The sequence below is a fragment of the Rothia similimucilaginosa genome (assembly GCF_029850985.2).
Taxonomy (GTDB): domain Bacteria; phylum Actinomycetota; class Actinomycetes; order Actinomycetales; family Micrococcaceae; genus Rothia.
On sequence record NZ_CM138149.1, the window covers coordinates 1,890,543 to 1,913,376 of the forward strand.

Below are 22,834 nucleotides of genomic sequence, written 5' to 3' on the forward strand. Positions count from 1 at the left end.
ATAGTTTTCAAAAACTTTTGCTAAGGTTTACCTCAGGCGCAAGTCATCCTAGGCATTAAGTTACACAAATATAGGCTAATAAGGCTAGACTTGATACGAACACCACAATCGCAAAATTCAAGGAGACACCGAATGTCTACCCCCTCTCTCACCAAGCGCACTTGGGCGTTCTTGGCTTCAGCAACCATCGGCCTCAGCGGCGTCGCTGGCGTACCCGCGGCCTTCGCAGCTGAAACCAACTCCCACATCAGCGCCGGTGAGGTAACCGCAGCCTCAGAGCAGAGCCTGCAGGACGTCACCGTCAACTGGGGTCTGAAGAAGTCCTTCCGCTCCTACATCAACGGCGCCTTCTCCCAGGGCTCCCAGAAACTGACCGGCGTCACCACCAACGAAGACGGCTCCTACCACTTCACCTCCGCCGAAGGCACCGTAGCCAACGGCGAATACTCCGTCACCTTCACCGGCTCCTCGATTCACTACACCGCACACCACGGTCTGCTGGAAGTCATCATCTCCGACCTCTCCGTCACCATTAAGGACGGCGTGGGCACCGTACGCGCCAACGTTCAGTCGCGCCCCTACAACGGCAACACCACCCCGAACGACCTGGTCGAAACCAAGAATATGACCATTGGCACTTTCAACGCTTCCGGTCTGAAGGTTGAGGGTAACACCATCACCCTGCCCAGCGTTGACGAGGAAAACGGCACCCGCGTCAAGCTTGCCGAAGAGGCAACCGGCGCCTTCGCGGGCTTCTACAGGGCAGGTCAGGAGCTGGATGCACTCGGCTTCTCCGCAACCATCGTGACCAAGGAAGCACCCGCGCCGAGCACTAAGCCCAGCGCTGAACCCAGCGCCGAGCCGACTGCTGCGCCGACCGCAGAGCCGACTGCCGAGCCCTCCTCCGCACCGACCACTGAGGCACCCAAGCCCGCAGAGCCCACCTCTGCAGCACCGAGCGCTGAGCCCTCCCCCACGGCACCTTCCTCCCCCGCCGCAACCACCGAGCCCAAGCGTGAAGAAAAGGTCACCGGCAACGTCGTCGAGTCCGGCACCCTCAGCTGGGATATCCGCGAGTCCTTCCTGAAGTACCTGACCGGCTTCGCACACGGCTCCGTGAACGTTGAGGGCATGGAGAAGACCGCGGCTGGCGGCTTCAAGTACACTCAGGCATCTGGCGTGTACAACCCCGAGACCAAGACCGGCCAGATCAACTTCGCGGGCATCGCAGAGTTCACCGGCCACAACGGTCAGCTCAAGAGCACCATCAAGAACATGCGTCTGGTCGTCGTCAACGGTAAGGGCACCCTGGTCGCTGACGTAGACGCACTGACCCGCGACGGCAAGTCCATTTCCAAGACCGGTCTGGCTATCGCTGAGGTGGACCTCTCCGGCGCGAGCGTGAAGGACGGCTTCTTCTCGGCGCAGAACGCGGCAGTCACCCTCACCGATGAAGGTTCCGATGTGCTCTTCGCGGGCCAGTACCGCGGTGCCGACAACGCCATGGCACCGCTGAACTTCTCCGTAAAGCTCAGCGAGCAGATCGCAGAGAACACCGTTGAGGTTCCCCGCATCTCTGAGAACAAGTCCTCCGAGAGCGGCACCTCCGATAACAAGGGTTCTGAGAACGGCTCTTCTAACGAGGGCTCCTCGAACTCCGGCGCTAACGGCTCCGGTTCTAACGGTTCGGCAGGCGCCTCCGGCAGCGTTTCTAACGGCGGTTCTTCCTCGAACGGTTCTGTCAGTAACAACCCGGCACAGCCGGTCTGCGTACCCGTCACCCGCACCCGCGAGGTGCAGGAGCAGGGCGCATCCGACGGCACCATTAAGAGCGCAAACCTTGGCTGGGGCGTGCGTGATTCCTTCCGCAACTACCTGCGCGGCGGCATTGCAAACGGTAGCTGGGAGCTGAACGGCACCTCCTACTCTTCGGAGGCGTTCAACTGGTCTAACGGTACCGGCACCTTCAATGGCGGTAAGGGTTCTATCTCCTTCAGCGGTTCGGTTCGTTTCACCGGTCACCACGGCATTCTGGATACCACCATTGCGAACCCGCGCCTTGAGATTAACGGCAATTCCGGCACTCTCTACGCGACCATGACCAGCAATGATCCCTCCGGCAAGGCAACTAACTACGGTGAGGTGGCACTGCTGAAGGTGGATCTTTCGGGTCTGCAGAGCTCCGCTGAGGCTGTTAGCGTCAACGGTGCGGCAACCGCCCTGACCGCTGAGGGTGCGAAGGCGTTCGCTGGCTTCTACGATGCCGGTAAGGACATGGCTCCGCTGAGTTTCTCCGCAGCGGTTAACAGCGCGAAGACCACCACCAAGACCGTGACCGAGACTGTCTACGAGGGTGAGGGTTGCGACCCGGTCACCGGCAAGCCTCTGGCTTCCACCGGTGCATCCGGTGTTGAGGGCACCCTGGTTGCAGGTTTCATCGCTGTTGCAGCTGGTGCGGGTACCGTCGTGTACACTCGCCGCCGCAAGAAGGCATAACGGCACCTCACGAGGACGCCCACACTATCGGCTCGCCTGTGAGACTCAACTATGAGGTTCGCCGGTGAGCCGACACGGTCCTGCGGGGGTGCAGATTTTCACTGCACCCCCGCTTCAGGTGCCAGGTTTTGCCCCGGCGCCCACCCCAGTTTTTCTAGCTCCCCTTTTTCTGAGAGACGACGATGTTTTCTTCCCTTTCCTCTTCTGCCCTGAACCGCCGCGATGCAATGAAGTATGCGGCGTTCTCTATCACTTCCGCGTTTCTGCTGAGCTCTTGCGGTGTGGGTACTCAGAACCCGGCTGCTTCTTCAAGTGCTTCGCAGGCTGTGGTGGATGAGCAGAGCACCCGCACCGTTTTGGAGAACCTGGCGGATCAGTTGCGTTCTTCTATTGCCCCTGATCAGAAGGCTCTGCGCGGCCCCAATAGCGCCGCGGACACCCCCGAAATTCAGCCGATGGTCGATACCCCCACTCCGGCTTTCCCGGTAACGTTCAAGGATTTCAACGGCACTGAGGTGACCGTTAAGTCCGCTGACCGTGTGCTGGCGCTGGACCTGTACGGCACTCTGGCTCAGCAGATGATTGCGCTGGGTCTGGGCGGTCGTCTGGTCGGTCGTGTCACCTCCTCGACTGAGCAGTCGCTGGCTCATCTGCCGCTGGTGACTCAGAACGGTCACGACCTGAACGCTGAGGCGATTCTGGCGACCTCCCCGGACCTGGTGCTGTGGGATAAGAGTAACGGCCCGATTGAGGTTGTAGATCAGCTGCGCGCGGCGGGTGTGACTGTCGTGGTCTTCGACCATGAGCGTCGTATGGATAAGATCATTCCGCAGCTCAAGGCTGTTGCGCAGGCGCTGGGTGTTCCAGAAGCGGGCGAGCAGGTTGCTACCCGCGTGCAGAAGGACCTGGATTACGCCCTGCAGGTGCTCAAGGACGTTGCCCCGAAGGGGGAGCAACAGGTGTCGTTCGCGTTCCTCTACGTGCGCGGTACCGCTGGTGTGTTCTTTGTGCTCGGCAAGGGTTCGGGCGCTGATGATTTGATTCAGGCTATTGGCGGCAAGGATGTGGCATCTGAGCAGAACGCGACGAATATTATTCCGGCAACCAGTGAGGCGCTGGTGAAGCTGAACCCGGACGTGATTCTGACAATGAGCGGCGGCATTAAGTCCACCGGTGGTTTGGATGGTTTCTTGGCTCGCCCGGGTGTGGGTGAGACGAATGCCGGTAAGAATAAGCGCATTATCGATATGGGTGACGGCCAAATTCTGTCCTATGGCCCGAATACTCCAGCGGTGTTACTCTCGCTGGCTAAGGCTGCGTACTCCACTCCTGCAGGAGCCCAGTAGTGGCTGCTATGAAGAGTGCGGCGGGTACGCGGGATTATCGTGCTTCGCGTCGGCGTCGTGCCGGTCTGACGTTTACGTTTTTGGCGGTGGCGCTGTGCGCTGTGATGGTGTTGTCTGCGGGTTTGGGCCAGTACAATATCCCGATTGATCAGGTGGTTGCTTCTGTTGGCCGCCGTCTGGGTCTTGCACCGGAGAACCCGGCGATGCAGCTGGCGGATAGCACTCTGTGGAATATCCGTTTCCCACGTGTGCTGTTAGGCGTGCTGGTGGGTGCCGCTTTGGGTACTTCCGGCGCGGTGATGCAGTCGGTGTTTGGTAACCCGTTGGCTGAGCCGGGCGTGATTGGTGTTTCCTCGGGCGCGGCGGTTGGCGCGTGTTTGTCGATTGTGTTGAACCTGCAGTTCTTCGGTATTTTTACGACTCCTGCATTCGCGTTTGTGGGTGCGTTGGCGGCTACTGCACTGGTGTATTTCCTGTCGCGTTCTTCGGGCCGTGCGAAGGTTCTGTCGATGATTTTGACGGGTATTGCGGTGACTGCGGTGGCGAATGCGATTATTGCGTTCCTCATGTTTATTGCTGATACGACGAGCCGCGATCAGATTGTGTTCTGGCAGATGGGTTCGCTGAACGGCTCCACGTGGAAGGCTGTGGCGAGCGTGTGGCCGGTTATTCTGATTGGCTTGGTGGCGTGTTTTGTGATGGCTTCTTCGCTGGATGTTTTGGCATTGGGTGAGCGTGCGGCGCAGCATTCGGGCGTGAACGTGGAGCGTCTACGTGCGGTGTCTATTGCGGCGACGGCTTTGTTGACGGGTGCCGCGGTGGCGTATGCGGGCATTATTGCGTTTATTGGTCTGATTATTCCTCACCTGTTGCGCATGATTTTGGGTCCGTCGAATCGTGTGTTGTTGCCGGCTTCGGCGTTGGGTGGTGCCCTGTTGATTGCGCTGTCTGATTTGGGTGCGCGTACGCTGGTACCTTTTGCTGATTTGCCGATTGGTATTTTTACGGCTTTGGTGGGCGGCCCAACGTTCTTCGTGTTGTTGCGTCGTTCCCTGGGCCAAAGCGGAGGTGCTTCGTGAGTGAGTTGTTGAGCCTGTCCGGTGTGTGTTTTAGCGCTGGTGGGCGTCAGATTTTGAATGATGTGTCCCTGTCGGTTTCTGCGGGCGAGGTTATTTCGCTGATTGGTCCTAATGGTGCCGGTAAGTCGACTCTGCTGGGTGTGATTGCTGGTGATATTGCGCCCAGTAGCGGTGAGATTCTGCTGGATGGCGCCCCTTTGGGTTCGATTCATGCCCGTCAGATGGCGCGTCAGCGTGCGATGCTGCTGCAGAAGTTGAATGTGGCGTTTTCGTACACGGTGCATGAGGTGGTTCAGATGGGCCGTACCCCGTGGAAGGGTACGGAGCGCGCTGAAGAGGATGACGCCGTGGTTGCTTCGATGATGGAGCGTACGTCGGTGACTCATTTGTCGGATCGCGATATTACGACTCTGTCCGGTGGTGAGAGTGGTCGTGCGCATTTGGCGCGTGTGTTTGCTCAGCAGACTCCGCTGATTCTTTTGGATGAGCCGACTGCGGCGCTGGACATTACGCATCAGGAACAGACATTGCGAGTGAGCCGCGAGTTAGCTGCTGAGGGCGCTGCGGTGCTGACAGTGCTTCATGACCTGGACGTGGCGGCTGCGTATTCTGACCGTATGGTGTTGTTGCGTGGTGGTGAGGTGGTTGCTTCGGGCGCCCCTAAGCAGGTATGTTCGGCGGAGTTGTTGTCTGAGGTATATCAGCATCCGATTGAGGTGTTGAGGCATCCGGTGACGAATCGTTTGTTGATTCTGCCGGAGCGCTGATTCTGCTGGTGTGCTGATTCTATGGGGTGTTAGCGAACCGTCCCACAAACACTTTCTACCTCAAAATATGCCAGTATTCGCATACATTAAATCTCCGTCCCGGAATGGCTGTAAATATCAAGCTCATTAACAGGGCGGAGATTATCTTTATCCCCTTCTGCACAGATACACTGAAAGGTACTGTCCGCAATACTGAACTCTATTCAGTTCAGCATTCCATCCATTCGAGAAAGAGACCCCTGCATGGATCCTCAGCAGAAAACGGCAGCGCCTGCTGTTGCCGGCTACATTCCCGAATATTCTGAAACACCGCATAGCGGATCTTTCGATATTGCCCAGCACGGTTTGAGTAGCAATGATGTTGCTCGCCTGACTGCTGAGGGTAGGGTCAATACCCAGAACACTAAGTCTTCTCGCACGCTGTGGAGCATTATGCGTGCGCACTTGTTCACGGTCTTCAACTTTGTGTTGGGTGCCTGTGGCGCTGTGGTGATTGCATACCAGCGTTGGGCTGATTTGCTCTTCCTAGCGGCTGTTATCGCTAACGTGGTGATCGGTTTTGTGCAGGAGTACAAGGCGAAGCTTGAGCTGGACCGCATCTCCCTGCTGGATCGCTCCCCCGCTACTGCTGTGCGTGACGGTAAGAGCGTTGAGGTTCCGATGGAGCAGCTGGTTGAGGGTGACGTTGTCATCCTCAAGCGCGGCGATCAGGTTCCTGCGGACGCTATTGTGCTCACCTCCGATTCTTTGGAGCTGGATGAGTCTCTGCTGACCGGTGAGAACGACCCGATTGCTAAGCGCCCCGGTGATATGGTGCTGTCGGCGTCAAGTGTGCTGGGTGGTACCGGCCGCGTCCTGCTCTCTCACGTGGGTGCTAATTCTCGTGCAAGCAAGATTTCTGATGAGGCGCGCCAGTTCTCGCGTATTCAGTCTGAGCTGCGTGATGCGCTGAACCGTGTGGTCCGCTGGATTACGGTGGGTCTTGCGGTCATTATTCCTGTGGTGTCGTGGGGGCAGATTCAAGCTGCTGGTGGCCTGGAGACCGTGCGGCAGAACCACCTGTGGGAGCAGGTTTCTATTGCTGTGGTGTCCTCGGTTGCATCGATGATTCCGCAGGGTCTGGCACTGATGACCACTCTGGCGTTTGCCGCAGCGGCTGTGGCGCTGGGTCGTAAGCACAACATCCTGGTGCAGGAGCAGCCTGCGGTTGAGGTTCTGGCTCGTGTGGATGTGGTCTGCTTCGATAAGACCGGCACCCTGACTGAGGGTGGCGTGATTTTTGATTCGGTACGCCCACTGGACACCGTTGCTGAGGCTGAGGGCCCTACCGTTAACTCGGCGGAGCACACTTCCTGGCGTGCTTCTCTGCCTGCCGGCTGGAATGAGGCGCTGGCGTGGTTTGGTCACGATGAGAACGCGAACCCGACCGCTGCGGCTCTGACCGGTGGTTTCCCGGATGCTTCGTCGGCGTCGGTGAGCGGTATTGTGCCGTTCTCCTCGGCTCTGCGTTTTAGTGCGATTGAGTTTAAGGATTCGGGTGCGTGGCTTCTGGGCGCTCCGGAGGCGCTTCTCGCCAAGGGCACCGCTGAGCGGGAGCGTGCCGCCGAACTGGCGGCGCTGGGTCTGCGCACGATGGTTTTGGCGCATGCTTCTGCGGTGGTTCGCAACGAGAAGGATGAGCCGATCCAGAAGATCCCGTCGGATGCTGCCCCGGTTCTGTTCGTCATTTTCCGTGAGAATGTGCGTGCGGATGCGCCTGAGATTGTGGAGTATTTCCACCGTCAGGGTGTGACTTTGAAGGTCTTCTCGGGTGATAATCCGTTCACTGTGGCTGCGGCTGCGAAGACTGCGGGCATGGATACGTCTGCGGGTGCGGTTGATGCTTCGACTCTGCCTGAGGACGGTCCGGAGCTCGCTGAGGCTGCGGCTACTCACAATATTTTCGGTCGTGTGTCGCCCGAGCAGAAGAAGAACATGGTGATTGCTCTGAAGGAGCGTGGCCATGTGGTGGCGATGACCGGTGACGGCATTAATGACGCTTTGGCACTCAAGCATGCAAGCTTGGGTATTGCGATGGGTAACGCTGCTCCGGCGACGAAGGCTGTTTCTCGCCTGGTTCTGTTGGATGGTAAGTTCTCGTCTCTGCCGGCTGCGTTGGAGCAGGGACGTCAGGTCATTACGAATATTGAGATGGTGGCGAACCTGTTCTTGACGAAGACTGGTTTCGCGATTCTTCTGGGTGTTATGTTCAGCCTCTTTGGTTTGACCTTCCCGTTCTTGCCGCGTCAGTACTCAACTGCGGACTTCTTGATTGTGGGTGCATCGTCCTTCGCATTGACCCTGTTGCCGAATTCACGCCGTTATGTGCCGGGCTTCTTGCGCCGCGTGCTGAATTACACGGTTCCGAACTCGATTATTGTGGTTGCGATGCTGTTGGCGGTGACATTCACGGCTCGTGGTATGGGTGTTGAGGATATCCGTCAGATTCAGACGGCTTCGTTCATTACCCTGGTAATGATGGGTCTGTGGAACTTGGCTGCGGTGGCTCGTCCGTTCAACCGTGCTCGTGTTCTGCTGTTTGGTGCGTTGCTGGCAGTATTCTTTGCAGCGCTGTTCGTGCCGATTCTGGTGGAGTACCACCAGTTCGTTGCTGTGCTTCCCCACCTGCTGTGGACCGCTCTGGGCGCAGGCGCTCTGGGTGCCGTGCTGATTGAGGTGAATGCGCACCGTAACCGCCGCTGGCAGAAGCGTAATTACCCTGAGTTGGAGGTTGCTCCGCTGAATTTCTTCCCGGCTAAGAAGTAGTTAGTCGGAAGGTAGTTACTTCGGTAGCGTGTGGGCTCCGTATCCTGTGGATGCGGGGCCCTTTCGCGTTATCGAAAGCACCCCGTCCGGTGTGTGTGGGGATTTACCGGGGCACGCTGGAGCCCTGCCGGAGGCTCCCCACAAACGATGCCGAGAGTGTGTCTCAGCGATCACTTGAGTGGACTTTTAACAGCTTCTGATACCGCCCTGCTCCCACCTTGCTCTTAACCTGGGAAAACCCTTAGAGTTACAGGGAACTATTTGAGAAGGGAAACCTTCTTCAGGGTTGTTACTGGTTTGGCAGGCAAGACCTGAGTTACTCAACACCGTATGGGACGGCAGTATGTACCTGCCGAGAATCCCCTCTATTTGCTGTACCGAAGCTCTATAGTGAGCACGAGTGTAGTGCTTCCGGTGATTGAGAGACTCGGGTCTTTTGTGTTTTCTGAACGTATTTTCCGGGGCTTTTCGGCTACCGCAACGTCAGGTAGGCACAGCCTCCGGCAGCAACAGTATAGACATTGACCGCATATCTAAGGAAGTATCGTGAATAACCGCGAACTTGGCGAGAAGATTCTTGACGGCCTGGGTGGCCCCGAGAACATCGCGCACATTACTCACTGTGCAACCCGCCTTCGTGTCACTCCTGTATCCAACGATGCAGTGCAGAACAAGAAGATTGAGGGCCTGCCCGGTGTTCTCTCTGTGATTGAGCAGTCCGGCCAGACTCAGGTTGTTCTGGGCGAGCGCGTTGAGGCTGTGTACAACGAGATCAACGCTCTGCCCGCTATGGCTGGTCACGCTGAGGGTGACACCAAGGTTGAGGCTGAGGGCAAGAAGTCCGGCTGGCTTACCAACGTCTTCGACGTTCTGTCTGACTCCTTCCGTCCGCTGCTGTGGGCACTTCTGGGTACCTCGATGATTCTGACCCTGATTGTGTTCATGCAGCAGCTGGGCTTCTTCGGCCAGTACACTGACTTGACCGGTCAGAGCGTGAACATCGACATCATTAACGGTGCTCGTGTGGCTGACCCGGAGGAAGCTAAGGCTCTGAACACCCAGTGGATGCAGCAGTTCGCTTTCTGGTACATCCTGAAGGCTGCTTCGCTGTCTGTTCTGAACTTCATGCCCATCATGCTGGGTGCTACCGCTGCTAAGCGTCTGGGCGCGAACATGTGGGTTGGTGCGGCTATCCCCGCTGCGCTGATGACCGGTACCTTCACCGATCTGACTGCTCTTGCTGACCCCGCCACCAAGGTTCTGAACGTTCCGTTCTTCGGTCTGGATCTGCCGCTGTACGCATTCAGCTACACCGGCCAGGTCTTCCCCCCGCTGCTGGCTGTTGCTCTGCTGGCTCCGCTCGAGCGCTTCCTGAAGAAGGTTATTCCTTCGATGCTGCAGATGGTGTTCGTGCCGATGATTTCGGTCATCATTCTGGTTCCGGTGACCGCGTTCCTGGTTGGCCCCATCGGTATTGGTGTGGCTATGGGCATCTCTGACTTCCTGAAGATGGTTAACGACCAGGCTCCGGCTCTGGTTGGCGCTCTGATTGCTGGCCTGTACCTGTTCATGGTTCCGCTGGGTCTGCACTGGCCGCTGAACGCTGTCATGATTAACAACCTGCAGACCATGGGTACTGACTTCATTCAGTCCCCCATGGGTGCTTACAACTTCGCTGTGTTCGGTCTGGTCACCGGTGTGGCTATCAAGGCTAAGCACGACCGCGAGCTGCGTCAGACCGCTGTTGGTGCGTCGATGTCCGGTCTGCTCGGTGGTATTTCTGAGCCGTCCCTGTACGGTGTTGTGCTCCGTTACAAGCGCGTGATTCCGATTATTCTGGTTCCCGCTGTTATTGGTGGCGCTACCATTTCCTTCCTGGGTGTTAAGTCCCACGCATTCGCATTCACCTCGCTGCTGTCGATTCCGGCGATGCAGCCCTCTCACCTGTATGTGATTGGTCTGGCTATTGCGTTCTTCGGTGCTATGACCGGTGTTCTGCTGTTCGGTTACGAGTCGAAGGCTGAGGCTGTGAAGCATGCTGCTGAGCGCGCGGCTGAGACTACTGAGGAGCCCGCTCCCAAGGCTGAGGCTGTTGCTGCTAAGGCTGCTCCGGCTGCCGCTGCTTCCGCTGGTGAGGTCATCGAGCTGCACGCTCCCATTGAGGGTACTGCTGTTGCTCTGTCTGATGTTCCGGACCCGATTTTCGCTGCTGGCAAGCTGGGCGAGGGTGTGGCTATTGAGCCGACCGGTACCACTGTTGTTGCTCCCGCTGCCGGTAAGGTTGCTGCAACCTACCCCTCGGGCCACGCTGTGGGTCTGAAGCTGGAGAACGGCATTGAGCTGCTGATTCACGTTGGTCTGGATACCGTGAACCTGGACGGTAAGGGCTTCAGCGTGAAGGTTGCTAAGGGCGATGTTGTTGCTGCTGGCGACGCTCTGATTGAGTTCGATCCTGAGGTTATCAAGGAGGCGGGTTACCCGCTGATTACCCCGGTTATCGTGACCAACACCCGCAAGTTTGCTGAGGTCAAGGGTCTGCCGGGCGTTGCTCACCAGAACCTGAGCACTGTCCTGAAGGTGACCACTAAGTAGTTCGCTATATAGGCTCTAAGGGGCCCCACCATTACGGTGGGGCCCCTTTCCTTATATCACCCCTTTCCTTATATCACCCCTTTTCATATGCTCTGCTTCCTGATGTGCTGATTCTTTGGGTCGGGTTTGCTGGGGCGTATGCACTAGCCGGGGGTATTTCTGCTAATGTAAGAATAAGCTCAACAAGGAAGTTCTCAAGTGATAGGGAGTACGATGATGTCTTCTGATACTAGGACATGGGATACCGGGGTGTGGGAAGAGCAGCAAAAAGAGCTACGCGCTCTTTCTCCTGTTCGGCGGCTGATGCGCCGGCTCAATCTTGAGGCGCTCGTTTACGAGTCCGCGCCGTTCCCGGTTCTGTTGCGTAAGCTCTCCGCGCTGATTCCAGCCTGCCTTCTGTGGTGGGTTATCTACGAGCCGCACCGGCTTGCTTCCTCCACCAGCCTCCCCGAGGGTACTCATGCTATTACGCTACTCCCCGGAGCCTGGGGTGACCCCGCTACGGGGGCTTATGGAGGTCTTCCTGAGCTGCCGGGGGTCCTCGTGCGCTGGGTGCTGTGCATCGCGGCAATGGTGGCTGTCGTTCATCTCTGCGGCGTCAAGGCGAAGGGTCAGAGCTTCACCATTCCTCACGATGCGCGTTCACGGCTGATTGCGCTGATGCAGGCTCTGGGCATTTTCGGTGCTTTCGCCCTGGTCGTCTGGATCGAGTACATGATGACTCCGCTGACCCTCATGTTTGAAACCGTGTACGCGGGCCCGACCGCAGCCTATAGCGGCGACGGCATGATTCCCCTGCACCTGTTCCTGTCCTCCTCGTTGAGCGCTATTTTCTTGGGCTATTTTTGTGTGAACATTCTTGCCTCGCTGAATATCCCCGGGTACCTGGGCATCCCCGCAATTATTTACGTGGGGGCGCTCCCATGGGCTCAGGCGGAGCGGCACCAATTCACCTTGGCGCTGGCGTGGGTCATTGCGGTGACGCTCGTGAGTTGGCTGGTACGCGGCATGTGGGGCACCCTGCTGGCATGCGTGGGCTATTCTCTCTGGATTGTGCTGGTGGCAACCAGCGGTGATCCTTTTGACCTGTCCGCCAATATGAGCCGTGTGCTCGTAATTTTGGGTTTCCCGCTGGCTTTCATCGTCGCTGGAGGCGGCATTTACCGCATCTTCTATCTGCGGCAGAACCCGAAGATGTTGAGGTACCTGCAAGAGCGCGCCCTGTACCTGGGCGAGTGGTAGCAACCGGTTAGGGCGATGTTCCCCTAGTTTTTGTAATTACATATCCCGCTAATGTATCCAGCTAAAGGACACAGAACAAGCGGGACAGAAAATCCCGGGCACTCTCTCGTGAGAGTACCCGGGATTTCGAGTCCTACAGGACGACTAGAGCATTACCGAAAAGGGTATTACTCCCGTCTGTTCTACTCCTGCCAGCCAACGTTGACCCAGTAGTCAGCGCTGGTGTAGCTCTGCTTGAACAGGGACGGACCGTAGTTCGCGACCTTAGCCTTGACAGCGGCGTACATCGGGCCGTTTGCGTAGGGCAGGTACACTGCGACCTTCTCGTAGTAGAGCTTCTCCGCCTCGTTAGCGATCTTGATGCGCTCGTCTTCCTTCTCGGTGTTCTGCAGCTTCTCGATGAGCTTATCAACTTCGGGGTCACCGACTCCGAACACCTCGGTGGTGAAGAAGTAGGGTGCCGAGGAAGCCAGGTCGGGCAGAACGCCCCAACCGGTGAAGATTGCTTCGTAGCTCTTCTGGCCGAGCACGGAGTTGGAGTTCGACTGCGGCTGGTTGTCAGCGCTCAGGCGGATACCTGCGGACTTCAGCTGCTGCTCCAGAATCTGGTAGACAGCCTGGTAGACCGCCTCGGAACCGAAAGAGGTCAGAGCGAAGCCAGCAACCTTGCCGTTCTTAGCGTAGTAGTCGCCGGACTTGGAGTAGCCTGCGGCCTCCAGAATCTTGCCAGCTGCCTGTGCACCGGTGTCACCAGCGTAGTTGTTCTGGTAACCCTTCTGGAACGGCATTGCGATGATGGAGCCGGGCAGCGGCTCGGTCCAGCCGAGCTGCGAGAAGTATGCCTTAGCGATCTGCTCGCGGTCCACAGAAGCAAGGATTGCGCGGCGCAGTGCCAGATCCTCGATGCGCTTGGGGTTCAGCTGAATGATGTTGACGTTGGTGTTCTGGCTCTGGCGAATCTCGGTGCCAGCCTGGCCCTTCACAGCGTTGTAGCTGGTTGCGCCGATGAAGGTGAACGCGTCCAGTTCGCCGTTCTTGAAGCTTGCACGGATTGCTTCGGAGTCCATCTGACGCCAGATGATGCGGTCCAGGACCGGCTTCTCGCCCCACCACTTGTCGTTCTTGACCAGGGTGAGAACCTTCTGGGAGGAGTTCCACTCGCCAATCTTGAAGGGACCTGCCCAGTACTGGTCGAGGGGCTTGTCAACGAAGCCTTCGTTGAAGAGGTTGACATCTTCCAGTGCGGGGTGGATTGCGAAGGCGCACAGACCCTCGGAGGGGTAGTACGGGGTCTTCATGGTGACCTTAACGTGGAAGTTGTCGCCGTCCACAGCCTCGATGCTTTCAACCTGCTGCCACATGGTGTTGTCGGTGATGTGGTAGGGGTTGTCGGTGGTTGCGCGGTAGACCTTCCAGCAAGCCTGCACAGCCTTCACGTCCATGGGGGTGCCGTCGTTGAAGGCAGCCTTGGGGTTGATCTTGAAGGTCGCGGTCTGCACACCGTTGACGGTTTCGGTCTTGTGCTCGAGGCAGAACTCGGGGTTGAGGGTGCCTTCACCGTCAGGGCTCATAGTGTAGAAGCCCATAACAGCGGGGATGTTGCAGGGTGCCAGCGCATCCAGGTTGCTGGAAGTATAGCCGCTCTGGGTCTGCAGGTTGAAGTTGGGGCCCAGCGCAGTAGCTGCGAGGGTCAGGGTTCCGCCCTGCTTGAGGGAGGAACGGTCCTGCTTGTTGACCTGAAGGTTCTTCAGAATATCTTCAGCGTTGCTAGCGGCGCTACCGCCAACCTTTTCCTTCGAGCCGCCGCAGGCAGCCAGCAGACCGACGGTGCCGAGGGCAACGGTGCCGGTCAGGAGGGTACGGCGAGAGACAGACATGCTCTTCATGGAATTTCTCCTAGAGTATTCGCAGTGTTGTGGAGTCGGTACGCGAACGGTGCGTAGCCAGCACTCCAACCCGGCGGGAGGACAGTCTCTGCCGGGGTGGGCAGAATGCCCACATTTGCTTTTAAGTATATCCTTGCTACTCTCTAGGGCATGGAAAAGCGGCGCGCTACAGAAGGTTTTAATCCTTTTGTAACACGCCGCGGTAGCGCTTTTGCCCTTATGGGGTGTGTGAGCTGTGCTCAGCGCTTAAGATTTTTACTTTTCCCAACCGACGTTGATCCATACGTTCGGGTTGTAGTAGGGCAGACCGAAGAGCATGGGACCGTAGTTCGCCAGGCCCTTACGGCATGCCTTGAAGTTTGGGCCGTTGTGGGTCGGGACGTAGATTGCGACCTCGTCCATGTGGCGCTTCTCCAGCTCGTTCATGATCTTGAGCTGTTCCTTCGGGTCCTCGGTGGACATCATGGTTGCTGCCAGCGAGTCCAGGTCCTTACCGTGACCGTTGTTGGTCGCGGAGATGTAGAAGTAGTTCGCTGCGTCCACCGGGGAGGTGGTGATGCCGTAGCCGCCGCTCTTGATGGTGAAGTTCTTCGCAGAGATGATGCTTGCCATTTCGGATGCACCGTGGTTGTCGATGCTCAGCTCAATACCGATTTCCTTCATCTGCTGGGTGAGGAACTGTGCGGTGGAGCTGACGACCGGGTCGGTACCGAAGGTGGTCACCGAGTAGGAAGCCTTAACCCCGTCCTTCTCGTAGTAGTCGCCATTCTTGGTGTAGCCTGCATCCTCGAGGATCTTGGTAGCTACGTCCTTGCCGAGCTTGGTCGGGTAGTTGTCCTGGTAGCCTTCCTGCATGGGCAGCATGCACATGGAGCCGGGCAGGTTTTCCTTCCAGCCAAGCTTCTCGTAGCGCAGCTTCAGCAGCTGGTCACGGTTCAGAGCTGCAACGAATGCGCGGCGTACGGGCAGGGGCATCTTTTCGGGGTTGATTTCGTAGTTGCCCACGGCCAGTGCGCTACCCTTGCGGATATCGGTGTTTGCCACGCTGGAGAGCTCATTGTAGGAGCTGAGGGTGCTTGCGTCAGCGTAGTCGATTTCGTTGTTCTTGAATGCTGCCTGCTCTGCCTGGGAGCTCATTTCACGCCAGATAATACGCTCAAGCAGAGGCTTGGTGCCCCACCACTTCTCGTTGCGGACGACGGTGAGCACCTTGGAGGAGGAGTTCCACTCGCCGACCTTGAAGGGACCTGCCCAGTACTGGTCGAGGGGCTTGTCGTTCAGGCCGTCGTTGAAGAACTTGGGGTCGGCGAATGCCGGGTGCAGGAACGAGGTGAAGCTGCCTTCGATGGGGTACCAGGGCTTGGACATGGTGACCTTCACGTGGCGGGTATCGCCGTCCACAGCCTCGACGCTTGCGACCTGTTCCCAGATGGGCGAGGGGGTGATCTGGTAGTCCGAACCGGATGCCGCGGCGGTGTAGATGGTCTGGTAGCTCTTGACGGCGTTCACGTCGATGGGGGTGCCGTCGTTGAAGACTGCCTTGGGGTTGATCTTGAAGGTGACGGTCTGCACGCCGTCAACGGTCTGAGCCTTGTATTCGGTGACGTAGTCCTCGTTCATGTGGCCTTCACCGCGGAAGTCGGAGTAGTAGCCGCCAGTGAATGAGGAGTTAATTGCCGCCTGAATATTTAGGTTACCTGCGGTGTAGCCGTTGGTGTTGAGGATGTTAAAGTTCGGGCCAATGCCGTCTGCGCTCAGTCGCAGCTCGCCGCCATCCTTGAGGGCGGAGCGGTCCTTCTCGTTGTAGGAGACTGCCTTGGAAAGGTCGTCGCCAGCGGAGAGAGCGTTGCTTTCGTTCTTGGCGGAGTTGCCGCCGCAGGCTGCGAGCAGGCCGACGGTACCCAGGGCAACGGTGCCGGTGAGCAGGGTACGACGGTTGAGAGTGAAAGTGGTCATTAGTTTTCCTCAGTTAGGTGGGATGCTGCTTTGCTGTACGCGGGGGAACACAACCCGCACACCTTTGTGACAGCACACACATTTTGCATTGGCAACAGTATACACACATTTCCCACACAATATGACCCAGTTCACCATTCCAGGGAAATATTTCAGTCAATCCCCGAAACCACCCCACCACAAAACCACCCTTCAAAAACACAGAAAAGCCCCGCAGTACCCCACCTCTGAGGCGGAATACCGCGGGACTTTACCCTTCCGGAGTCTTATGCCGGCGCCTCCGAAAATTCAGAAACCCCCGGATAGAAATCCAGAAAATTAACCTGTGGCTTTAGTTCTGCCAACCCACATTGACCCAGCGCTTGGGGTCGGCGTAGCTGGTTGCGAAGAGGGAAGGACCGTAGTTAGCCAGCTTCTCCTTCACAGCTGCGTAGCTGGGACCGTTGCCGTAGGGGAAGTAAATAGCAACCTTCTCCATGTGCTGCTTCTCAGCCTCAGCAGCCATCTTCAGCTGCTCATCATGGGATTCCTTCTCGTAAATGGACGCAATGAACTTATCCAGCTCGGGATCACCCACACCCTCGTTGATTTCGCTGGTGTAGAAGTACTGAACGCTGTCTGCGGGGTCAGCACCAATACCCCAACCGGAGAAGGCGCAGTCGTACTGCTTGGAGCCCATCACGGAGTTGAACTGGGACTGCGGCTGGTTATCCTGCTCGAGCTTAATACCTGCCGCCTTGAGCTGCTGCTCAAGGTTCTGGAACTGAGCCAGGGAGGTTGCATCCGAACCGAAGTAGGTGATGGAGAAGCCTGCAGTCTTGCCGTCCTTGGCGTAGTAGTCGCCGGACTTGGAGTAGCCTGCTGCCTCCAGGATCTTTGCCGCAGCCTCGGCACCGGGGTTGGTGGGCATAGCGTCCTGGTAGCCCTTCTGGAAAGGCATAGCAATCAGGGAGCCGGTCAGAGGCTCTTCCCAGTTGATCTGGCTGAACTTGACCTTAGCCAGCTGGGAGCGGTCAACCGCGGCGAAGACTGCACGGCGCAGGGCGGTGTCGGTCACGCGGGTCGGATTGAACTGCAGGTTGACGACACCGACACTCTGACCGGAGCGAATCTGAACACCGGGCTGACCCTTGACAGCGTTGTAGGTTGCCAGGCCAGCAAAGCCGATACTGTCCAGCTCGCCATTCTTGAACGCTGCGCGCTCTGCTTCGTCGCCCATTTCGCGCCAGATAATGCGGTCCAGCAGAGGCTTCTCGCCCCACCACTTGTCGTTGGGCACGAGGGTGAGGGTCTTAGCCGAAGAGTTCCACTCGCCAATCTTGAAGGGGCCGGACCAGTACTGATCCATGGGCTTGTTCACGAAGCCGTTGTTGAAGAGCTCCTTGTCGGTCAGTGCGGGGTGCAGACCGAGCAGGCCGAGGGTCTCAGCGGGGTACAGGGGCTTGGACATAACGATCTTGACGCGGGTCTTGTCGCCATCCACGGGGTCGATGGACGCCACCTGCTGCCAGAAGGGAGCTGCGATGACGTTGTAGCCGTCATCGGGGTTGCGGTAGACGGTCCACGCGGCGCGGATTGCCTCAATGTCAACGGGGGTGCCGTCGTTGAAGACAGCCTTAGAGTTGAGCTTGAAAGTGATGGTCTGCACGCCACCAACGGTCTCTGCCTTGTAGTCGCTGACATAGTCGTCGTTGAGGCTGTATTCGCCAGCAGGGCTCAGGGAGGTGAAGCCGATAGCGGAGGGAATGTTGCAGGCGCCACCGAATGCGGTGAGGTTCTCGGTGGTGTAGCCGCTCTGAGTCAGAATGTTGAAGTTCGGGCCGATTGCGGAGACGCTACCGCGGAAATCGCCACCCTGCTTGAGGGAGGAGCGGTCCTGCTTGTTGATTTCGAGGTTCTTGACGATTTCCTCGGTGCTTGAAGCAGCCTTACCGCTGATCTTCTTGTCAGAGCCACCACCGCATGCAGCGAGCAGGCCGACGGTACCCAGGGCAACGGTGCCGGTCAGCAGGGTACGGCGGTTAATACGTAGATGAGTCATGTGTTCTCCTCGTGCCGGAGGGCTCAGGTGCTATTCGATAAGCGCACCGTGTTGTGCGCCGTTTTTTGCGGGAGCGCCGAAGCTCCCGCCCATCACCTTTGTGAGAGCCCCCACATATTTTGTAATTGAAACACAGTATACCCCCAAAAGAAGCGACGCAGACCACAGTCCAGGCTCTGGAAGAACTATACACTGTCTAAAAGTCATAGATTCAGCATCTGAACCCGCATCATCACGCGGAAGCCGCGTGCAAAAACTAAAAAATGAAATATTATGTCGCATTGGCGCGCGAGCGTGTCACATCCAATACTTTGAGAGTCATTACAGGGTAAAAGCATATCAACGGGTAGCTAAAGCACCCCTGCACCTTCCAAAAGAAAAAGCTCCCCCGCCCCTATACGACACTGCGAAAACGTATAGGGGCGGGGAGCTTAAAACTGCGGCTTATGCCATCCAGCCGACCGTAGACCAGTCAGTACTCTTGAAGAGGAACGCACCGTAGTTAGCGAGCTTCGGGCGGCATGCCTTAAAGTCTGGACCATTGAGGAACGGGACGAAGAGGCAAACCTCGCTCATGTGCTTCTTCTCAATTTCGTTGCACTTCTCGGCGCGCTTAGCGTCGTCGAGAATGGTGACCATCTCGTCGACCATAGCGTCGATTTCGGGGGTGCCGACGCCGTTCCAGTTCTTGGAGTGGTAGAAGTACTCGGCAGCACTGGTCGGATCGGAGCCCACACCGAAGCCCGAAATGCTTACGTCGTACTCGCGGTTACCAACAACCTTCGAAAATTCGGACTGTGCACGCGAATCGAGTTCGAAGTTAATGCCGATTTCCTTCATGCTCTGAATGAAGGTCTGTGCCTGGCCCTTGGTGGTGGCGTCATCACCGAAGGTGGTCAGCTTCAGGGTGATGGTCTTGCCGTCCTTCGCGTAGAAGTCGCCAGACTTGGTGTAGCCTGCGTTCTCCAGGACCTTGCGTGCTTCCTCCGGGTTACGTGCCGGGTAGTTGTCACGGTAGTACTGGGAGGAACCCATCAGAAGCATCGAGCCGGGAACTTCTTCTTCGTAGGGCAGACCCTGGAAGCGAATCTTTGCCAGGGCACCACGGTCGATACCCAGGAAAATTGCCTTACGCACGGCAACATCAGTGATGTGCTGTGCATTCAGGTTCATGCCGCCAGCGAAGAGTCGGTGACCGCGGCGGATCTCGGAGTTCGCAACGTCCTTCATCTCATTGTAGGCGCTGAGGGTACGTGCTTCCACGACGTCCAGTTCGCCATTCTTGTAAGCGGCGCGAGCTGCAGCATCTGCCATTTCACGCACAACAATCCGGTCCAGCTTAGGCTTCTCACCCCACCACTTGTCGTTGGGCACAGCGGTAAAGGTCTTCTCGGAGGAGTTCCAGCCGTTGGGTGCCAGAGTGAAGGGGCCGCAACCGAGCTCGGGGTGGGGATTGTCCACGAAGCCTTCATTGAAGAGGTTTACGTCAAGCATTGCCGGGTGCAGGATTCCGCCGAAGAGCAGACCCTTGAGGGGGTTGTGTGCAGTCTTGAAGACAACGCGTGCGTGGTAGCGGTCGCCGTCGATAGCTTCAACACTTTCGATGAACTCGTAGATACCTGCTGCAGCAATCTTATATTCACCCTCGGGGTCACGCTGAATCTGCCAAGTTGCCTTGAGAGCCTCAATGTCGATGGGGGTGCCATCATTGAAGACTGCCTTGGGGTTCAGGCGAACCTCTGCGGTAATCTTGCCATCTACTTCCTTAGCTTCGAAGCCGAGGCAGTAGTTGGGGTCGATCTCATCTTCACCCTTGTAGGTGCTGCGCCAGATGCCGGCGCTGGCGATAACACCCATGGTTTCGGAGACGGAGGTGCTGGAGCCGTTCTGGGAGAAGCGGTTGAAATCCGGACCCAGGGAGTAGGTGCTCAGGTTCAGGGTACCGCCCTGCTTGAGCTTCGAGGGGTCCTGCTCGTTAATTTCGTAGAGCGGGGTTTCGCTTGCCTTGTGCTCGGTCTTGGAGGATGAGGAGCCACAAGCGCTCAGTACGCCGGCAGCAGCGACGGCGGTTGCGCCGCCAAACAGTACGCGGCGGCTCATGATCGGATTGAATCCGGAGAGGGAGGGGATGGGGTGGGGGCTCATGATGGGCTCCTTGTGGGTGTAGACTGCGCTAATGCAGTGTTTGCAGTGTAAAGTGGGTGGCTCGTATGCTCTGGCGGCGGGGTTTCCGCTTACAGGAGCGCCTGCCATCTGCGGTGATGGGCGGGCAGGTCATGCCATGGAAAATAATGTGACCTAAATCTATGTTTTAAGCCACATTTAATATTTTTAGTAGTGTACACCACACACGTCACTACAAGTGTGCACCACGATAAATATTTCTTAATTATTACGCCCGACCCTAAGACACCGAACCTAAATCCATGTCGGCACAACCCCACCACCCTTCGAGTGACACTCCCTCCCCCACCTCCAGAAATAGTCAGCGGGCACAGCAAAGCGGGCCGAACGCGCATATACGCATTCGACCCGCTCATAGGGTAGGAACCCCTAGGAGTTCATCCAGCCCACAGCAGCCCAGTCCATCGACTTATACAGGCGCGGACCATAGTTAGCCAGATTCTTCTTGACCATCACAAAGTCAGGACCGTTCGTAATGGTGCCCAGGAAGGCGAACTCCGCCATGTGCTTCTTCTCAATCTCGTTGCAGGCGAGGTTACGTTCTTTATCGTCTTCCATGAGTGTCATGGCGTCGATAAGGGCATCGATTTCCTTGCTGCCGATACCTTCGTTGTTCTCGGAGTAGTAGAACTGCTTGGTACCCTCGGTCGCGTCAGCAGAGACCGAGTAGCCACTGAAGGAAATATCGTAGTCCCAGTTGCCCAGAATGGTGGCGAACTCACTATCAGCGTGCTGATCGATCCGAATCTCAATGCCGACATCCTTCATCTGCTGAGTAAAGGTCTGAGCCTTACCCTTGGTGGTCGGATCGTCACCGAAGACCACCACGGCGCAGCCGGCCTTCGTGCCGTCCTTCTCGTAGTAGTCGCCGTTCTTGGTGTAGCCGGCGGCTTCCAGAATCTTCTGCGCCTCCGAAACGCTATTATTCGGGGTCGGGTAAGAATCCTGATAGTAGGGCGAGAAGGGCATGTGAATCATCGAACCGGGGATAGTCTCCTCGTAGGGAAGACCCTGGAACTGAATCTTTGCGAGTGCTTCACGGTTGGTGCCGACGAAGATTGCCTTACGCAGGGCAGCATCCTTGACGCGGCGGGGATTGATATCCAGGCCACCAGCGTAGAGGCGGGTGCCCTTACGCAGTTCGGTACCCGCAATGTTCTTCACCTCGGCATAGGTGGAGGAGGTGCTTGCACCGATAGCGTCAATTTCGTCATTCTTGAACGCGGCACGTGCAGCACTGGACTCCATCTGGGTAAAGACAATCTTGTCCAGCAGAGGCTTCGTACCCCACCACTTGTCATTGGGCACGACACTGAAGGTCTTCGCGGTGGAGTCCCAGCCCTTATCCGCCAGAGTAAAGGGGCCAGCCCAGTACTCGGGGTGGGGCGCATCCACAAAGCCGTTATTGAAGAGCTCAACATCTTCCAGTGCGGGGTGCAGAATCTCAGAGAAGAGGCTCTGCAGCGGATAGAAGGGCTTGGAGAAGGTGACGGTTGCACTGTAGTCGTCTTCGCCCTTTTCTATGGATTCAACGAATTCGTAGATGCCGCTGGAGACAATATTGTAGCCATTATCCAGGCTCTTAAAGATATTCCAGGTGGACTGGAGTGCCTTGTAGGTGATGGGGGTGCCATCGTTAAAGACAGCCTTGGGATTGAGCTTGACGGCAACCTGAATCTTGTCACCCTTCTTGCTGCGCTCGAAGGAGGCAGCGAAGTCGGTGTTTAGCTTGTAGGTGCCGTCACAGTCGAGGTTCCACATGCCAGCCTGGCTGATGGTGCTCATAACGTTGAGGTTATCGCTGGTGTTACCGCTCTGGGTGTAGAAGTTGAAGTTCGGACCAATAGATCCTGCGGGCAGGCGTAGGATGCCGCCCTTCTTCAGGCTATTCACGTCCTGAGCGTTGATGTTGTAGAGGTCTTCTATATTGGCACCGGCGCCGGCAGCCTTGGTCTTTTCAGAGCTTGCACTGCCGTTGCCGCAGGCGCTGAGCAGACCTACAGCCCCCAGAGCCGCAGTGCCGCCAATGAGGGCGCGGCGGCTGAAGCTGTTCTTAGTCACTTCGTGGCTACTCGCGGTGTATGCGGTGTTGGCGGTCATGGGAGTTGTTTCCTTCTGTCCTGTGCGGGTGGGTGTATCCCTGAGTAATGATTATTTATACAGAGTACTGCATAAATTTGTATAAACCCACTGTAGCGCACTTCGGGAGCGAAAACTAAGCATTTTCACAATATCTCTTAATATTTATTGTGTTTTTTGAATATTAATACCACAAATACGCTGATTTTGTGCGAATTTTTCAGATTTTACTGGATAGCTATACCACCGCTCCCCTACATCGATATACAAAAGCGCTCAAAGATCCCTTTCGGAAATACAAAAAGTGTCCACCCGGATGATCCGGGTGGACACTTTCAATAGCTCTAGGCTATCCACCTAG

General features: G+C 57.1%; 12 protein-coding genes. 7 read left to right on the forward strand and 5 right to left on the reverse strand.

Annotated elements, in window-relative coordinates; genetic code table 11:
* Positions 1–132: 132 nt before the first annotated feature.
* The 7 genes from QFX07_RS07775 (at position 133) to QFX07_RS07805 (ending at position 12,327) form a co-directional block, all read left to right on the forward strand.
* The gene (locus QFX07_RS07775; protein WP_279755016.1) at positions 133–2,496 is read left to right on the forward strand and encodes an HtaA domain-containing protein; all 2,364 of its coding nucleotides are present in this window, start codon (positions 133–135) and stop codon (positions 2,494–2,496) included.
* Positions 2,497–2,678: 182 nt separating this feature from the next.
* A complete protein-coding gene (locus tag QFX07_RS07780; RefSeq protein ID WP_279755015.1) occupies positions 2,679–3,842 on the forward strand; it encodes a heme/hemin ABC transporter substrate-binding protein in 1,164 nt (387 codons plus the stop codon).
* Positions 3,842–4,921, forward strand: a complete 1,080-nt coding sequence (locus QFX07_RS07785) for a FecCD family ABC transporter permease (protein ID WP_314079102.1) — start codon at positions 3,842–3,844, stop codon at positions 4,919–4,921. The genes QFX07_RS07780 and QFX07_RS07785 overlap by 1 nt, the downstream gene beginning before the upstream one ends.
* Positions 4,918–5,688: a heme ABC transporter ATP-binding protein gene (locus QFX07_RS07790; protein WP_279755014.1), complete on the forward strand. Its 771-nt coding sequence runs from the start codon at positions 4,918–4,920 to the stop codon at positions 5,686–5,688. The genes QFX07_RS07785 and QFX07_RS07790 overlap by 4 nt, the downstream gene beginning before the upstream one ends.
* Before the next feature lie 243 nt (positions 5,689–5,931).
* Positions 5,932–8,493, forward strand: a complete 2,562-nt coding sequence (locus QFX07_RS07795) for an HAD-IC family P-type ATPase (protein WP_279755013.1) — start codon at positions 5,932–5,934, stop codon at positions 8,491–8,493.
* 546 nt (positions 8,494–9,039) lie between these two features.
* Complete coding sequence (locus QFX07_RS07800; RefSeq protein ID WP_279755012.1) at positions 9,040–11,085, forward strand: glucose PTS transporter subunit IIA; 2,046 nt, start codon at positions 9,040–9,042, stop codon at positions 11,083–11,085.
* A 213-nt stretch (positions 11,086–11,298) separates the two neighbouring features.
* Positions 11,299–12,327, forward strand: a complete 1,029-nt coding sequence (locus QFX07_RS07805; protein ID WP_314066256.1) for a dihydrodipicolinate synthase — start codon at positions 11,299–11,301, stop codon at positions 12,325–12,327.
* Between the two features lie 182 nt (positions 12,328–12,509).
* Here the strand turns inward: QFX07_RS07805 and QFX07_RS07810 are convergent, their stop codons facing one another.
* The 5 genes from QFX07_RS07810 to QFX07_RS07830 form a co-directional block, all read right to left on the reverse strand.
* A complete protein-coding gene (locus QFX07_RS07810) occupies positions 12,510–14,213 on the reverse strand; it encodes an ABC transporter family substrate-binding protein (protein ID WP_279755010.1) in 1,704 nt (567 codons plus the stop codon).
* A 255-nt stretch (positions 14,214–14,468) separates the two neighbouring features.
* Positions 14,469–16,169, reverse strand: a complete 1,701-nt coding sequence (locus tag QFX07_RS07815) for an ABC transporter family substrate-binding protein (protein ID WP_279741434.1) — start codon at positions 16,167–16,169, stop codon at positions 14,469–14,471.
* A 331-nt stretch (positions 16,170–16,500) separates the two neighbouring features.
* Positions 16,501–18,210, reverse strand: a complete 1,710-nt coding sequence (locus tag QFX07_RS07820) for an ABC transporter family substrate-binding protein (RefSeq protein ID WP_279741436.1) — start codon at positions 18,208–18,210, stop codon at positions 16,501–16,503.
* A gap of 444 nt (positions 18,211–18,654) precedes the next feature.
* Positions 18,655–20,355, reverse strand: coding sequence for an ABC transporter family substrate-binding protein (locus QFX07_RS07825; RefSeq protein WP_279741437.1), 1,701 nt, complete (start codon positions 20,353–20,355; stop codon positions 18,655–18,657).
* Between the two features lie 408 nt (positions 20,356–20,763).
* Entirely contained in the window at positions 20,764–22,494 is a 1,731-nt protein-coding gene (locus QFX07_RS07830; protein WP_279755009.1) for an ABC transporter family substrate-binding protein, read from the reverse strand.
* Positions 22,495–22,834 lie beyond the last annotated feature (340 nt).

What these genes read in the sequence shown, in the direction of transcription:
- QFX07_RS07775 (WP_279755016.1), top strand. Translation starts at nt 133, where the DNA reads ATGTCTACCCCCTCTCTCACCAAGCGCACTTGGGCGTTCTTGGCTTCA.
- QFX07_RS07795 (WP_279755013.1), top strand. Translation starts at nt 5,932, where the DNA reads ATGGATCCTCAGCAGAAAACGGCAGCGCCTGCTGTTGCCGGCTACATT.
- QFX07_RS07810 (WP_279755010.1), bottom strand. Translation starts at nt 14,213, where the DNA reads ATGAAGAGCATGTCTGTCTCTCGCCGTACCCTCCTGACCGGCACCGTT.
- QFX07_RS07780 (WP_279755015.1), top strand. Translation starts at nt 2,679, where the DNA reads ATGTTTTCTTCCCTTTCCTCTTCTGCCCTGAACCGCCGCGATGCAATG.
- QFX07_RS07815 (WP_279741434.1), bottom strand. Translation starts at nt 16,169, where the DNA reads ATGACCACTTTCACTCTCAACCGTCGTACCCTGCTCACCGGCACCGTT.
- QFX07_RS07805 (WP_314066256.1), top strand. Translation starts at nt 11,299, where the DNA reads ATGATGTCTTCTGATACTAGGACATGGGATACCGGGGTGTGGGAAGAG.
- QFX07_RS07825 (WP_279741437.1), bottom strand. Translation starts at nt 20,355, where the DNA reads ATGAGCCCCCACCCCATCCCCTCCCTCTCCGGATTCAATCCGATCATG.
- QFX07_RS07830 (WP_279755009.1), bottom strand. Translation starts at nt 22,494, where the DNA reads ATGACCGCCAACACCGCATACACCGCGAGTAGCCACGAAGTGACTAAG.
- QFX07_RS07820 (WP_279741436.1), bottom strand. Translation starts at nt 18,210, where the DNA reads ATGACTCATCTACGTATTAACCGCCGTACCCTGCTGACCGGCACCGTT.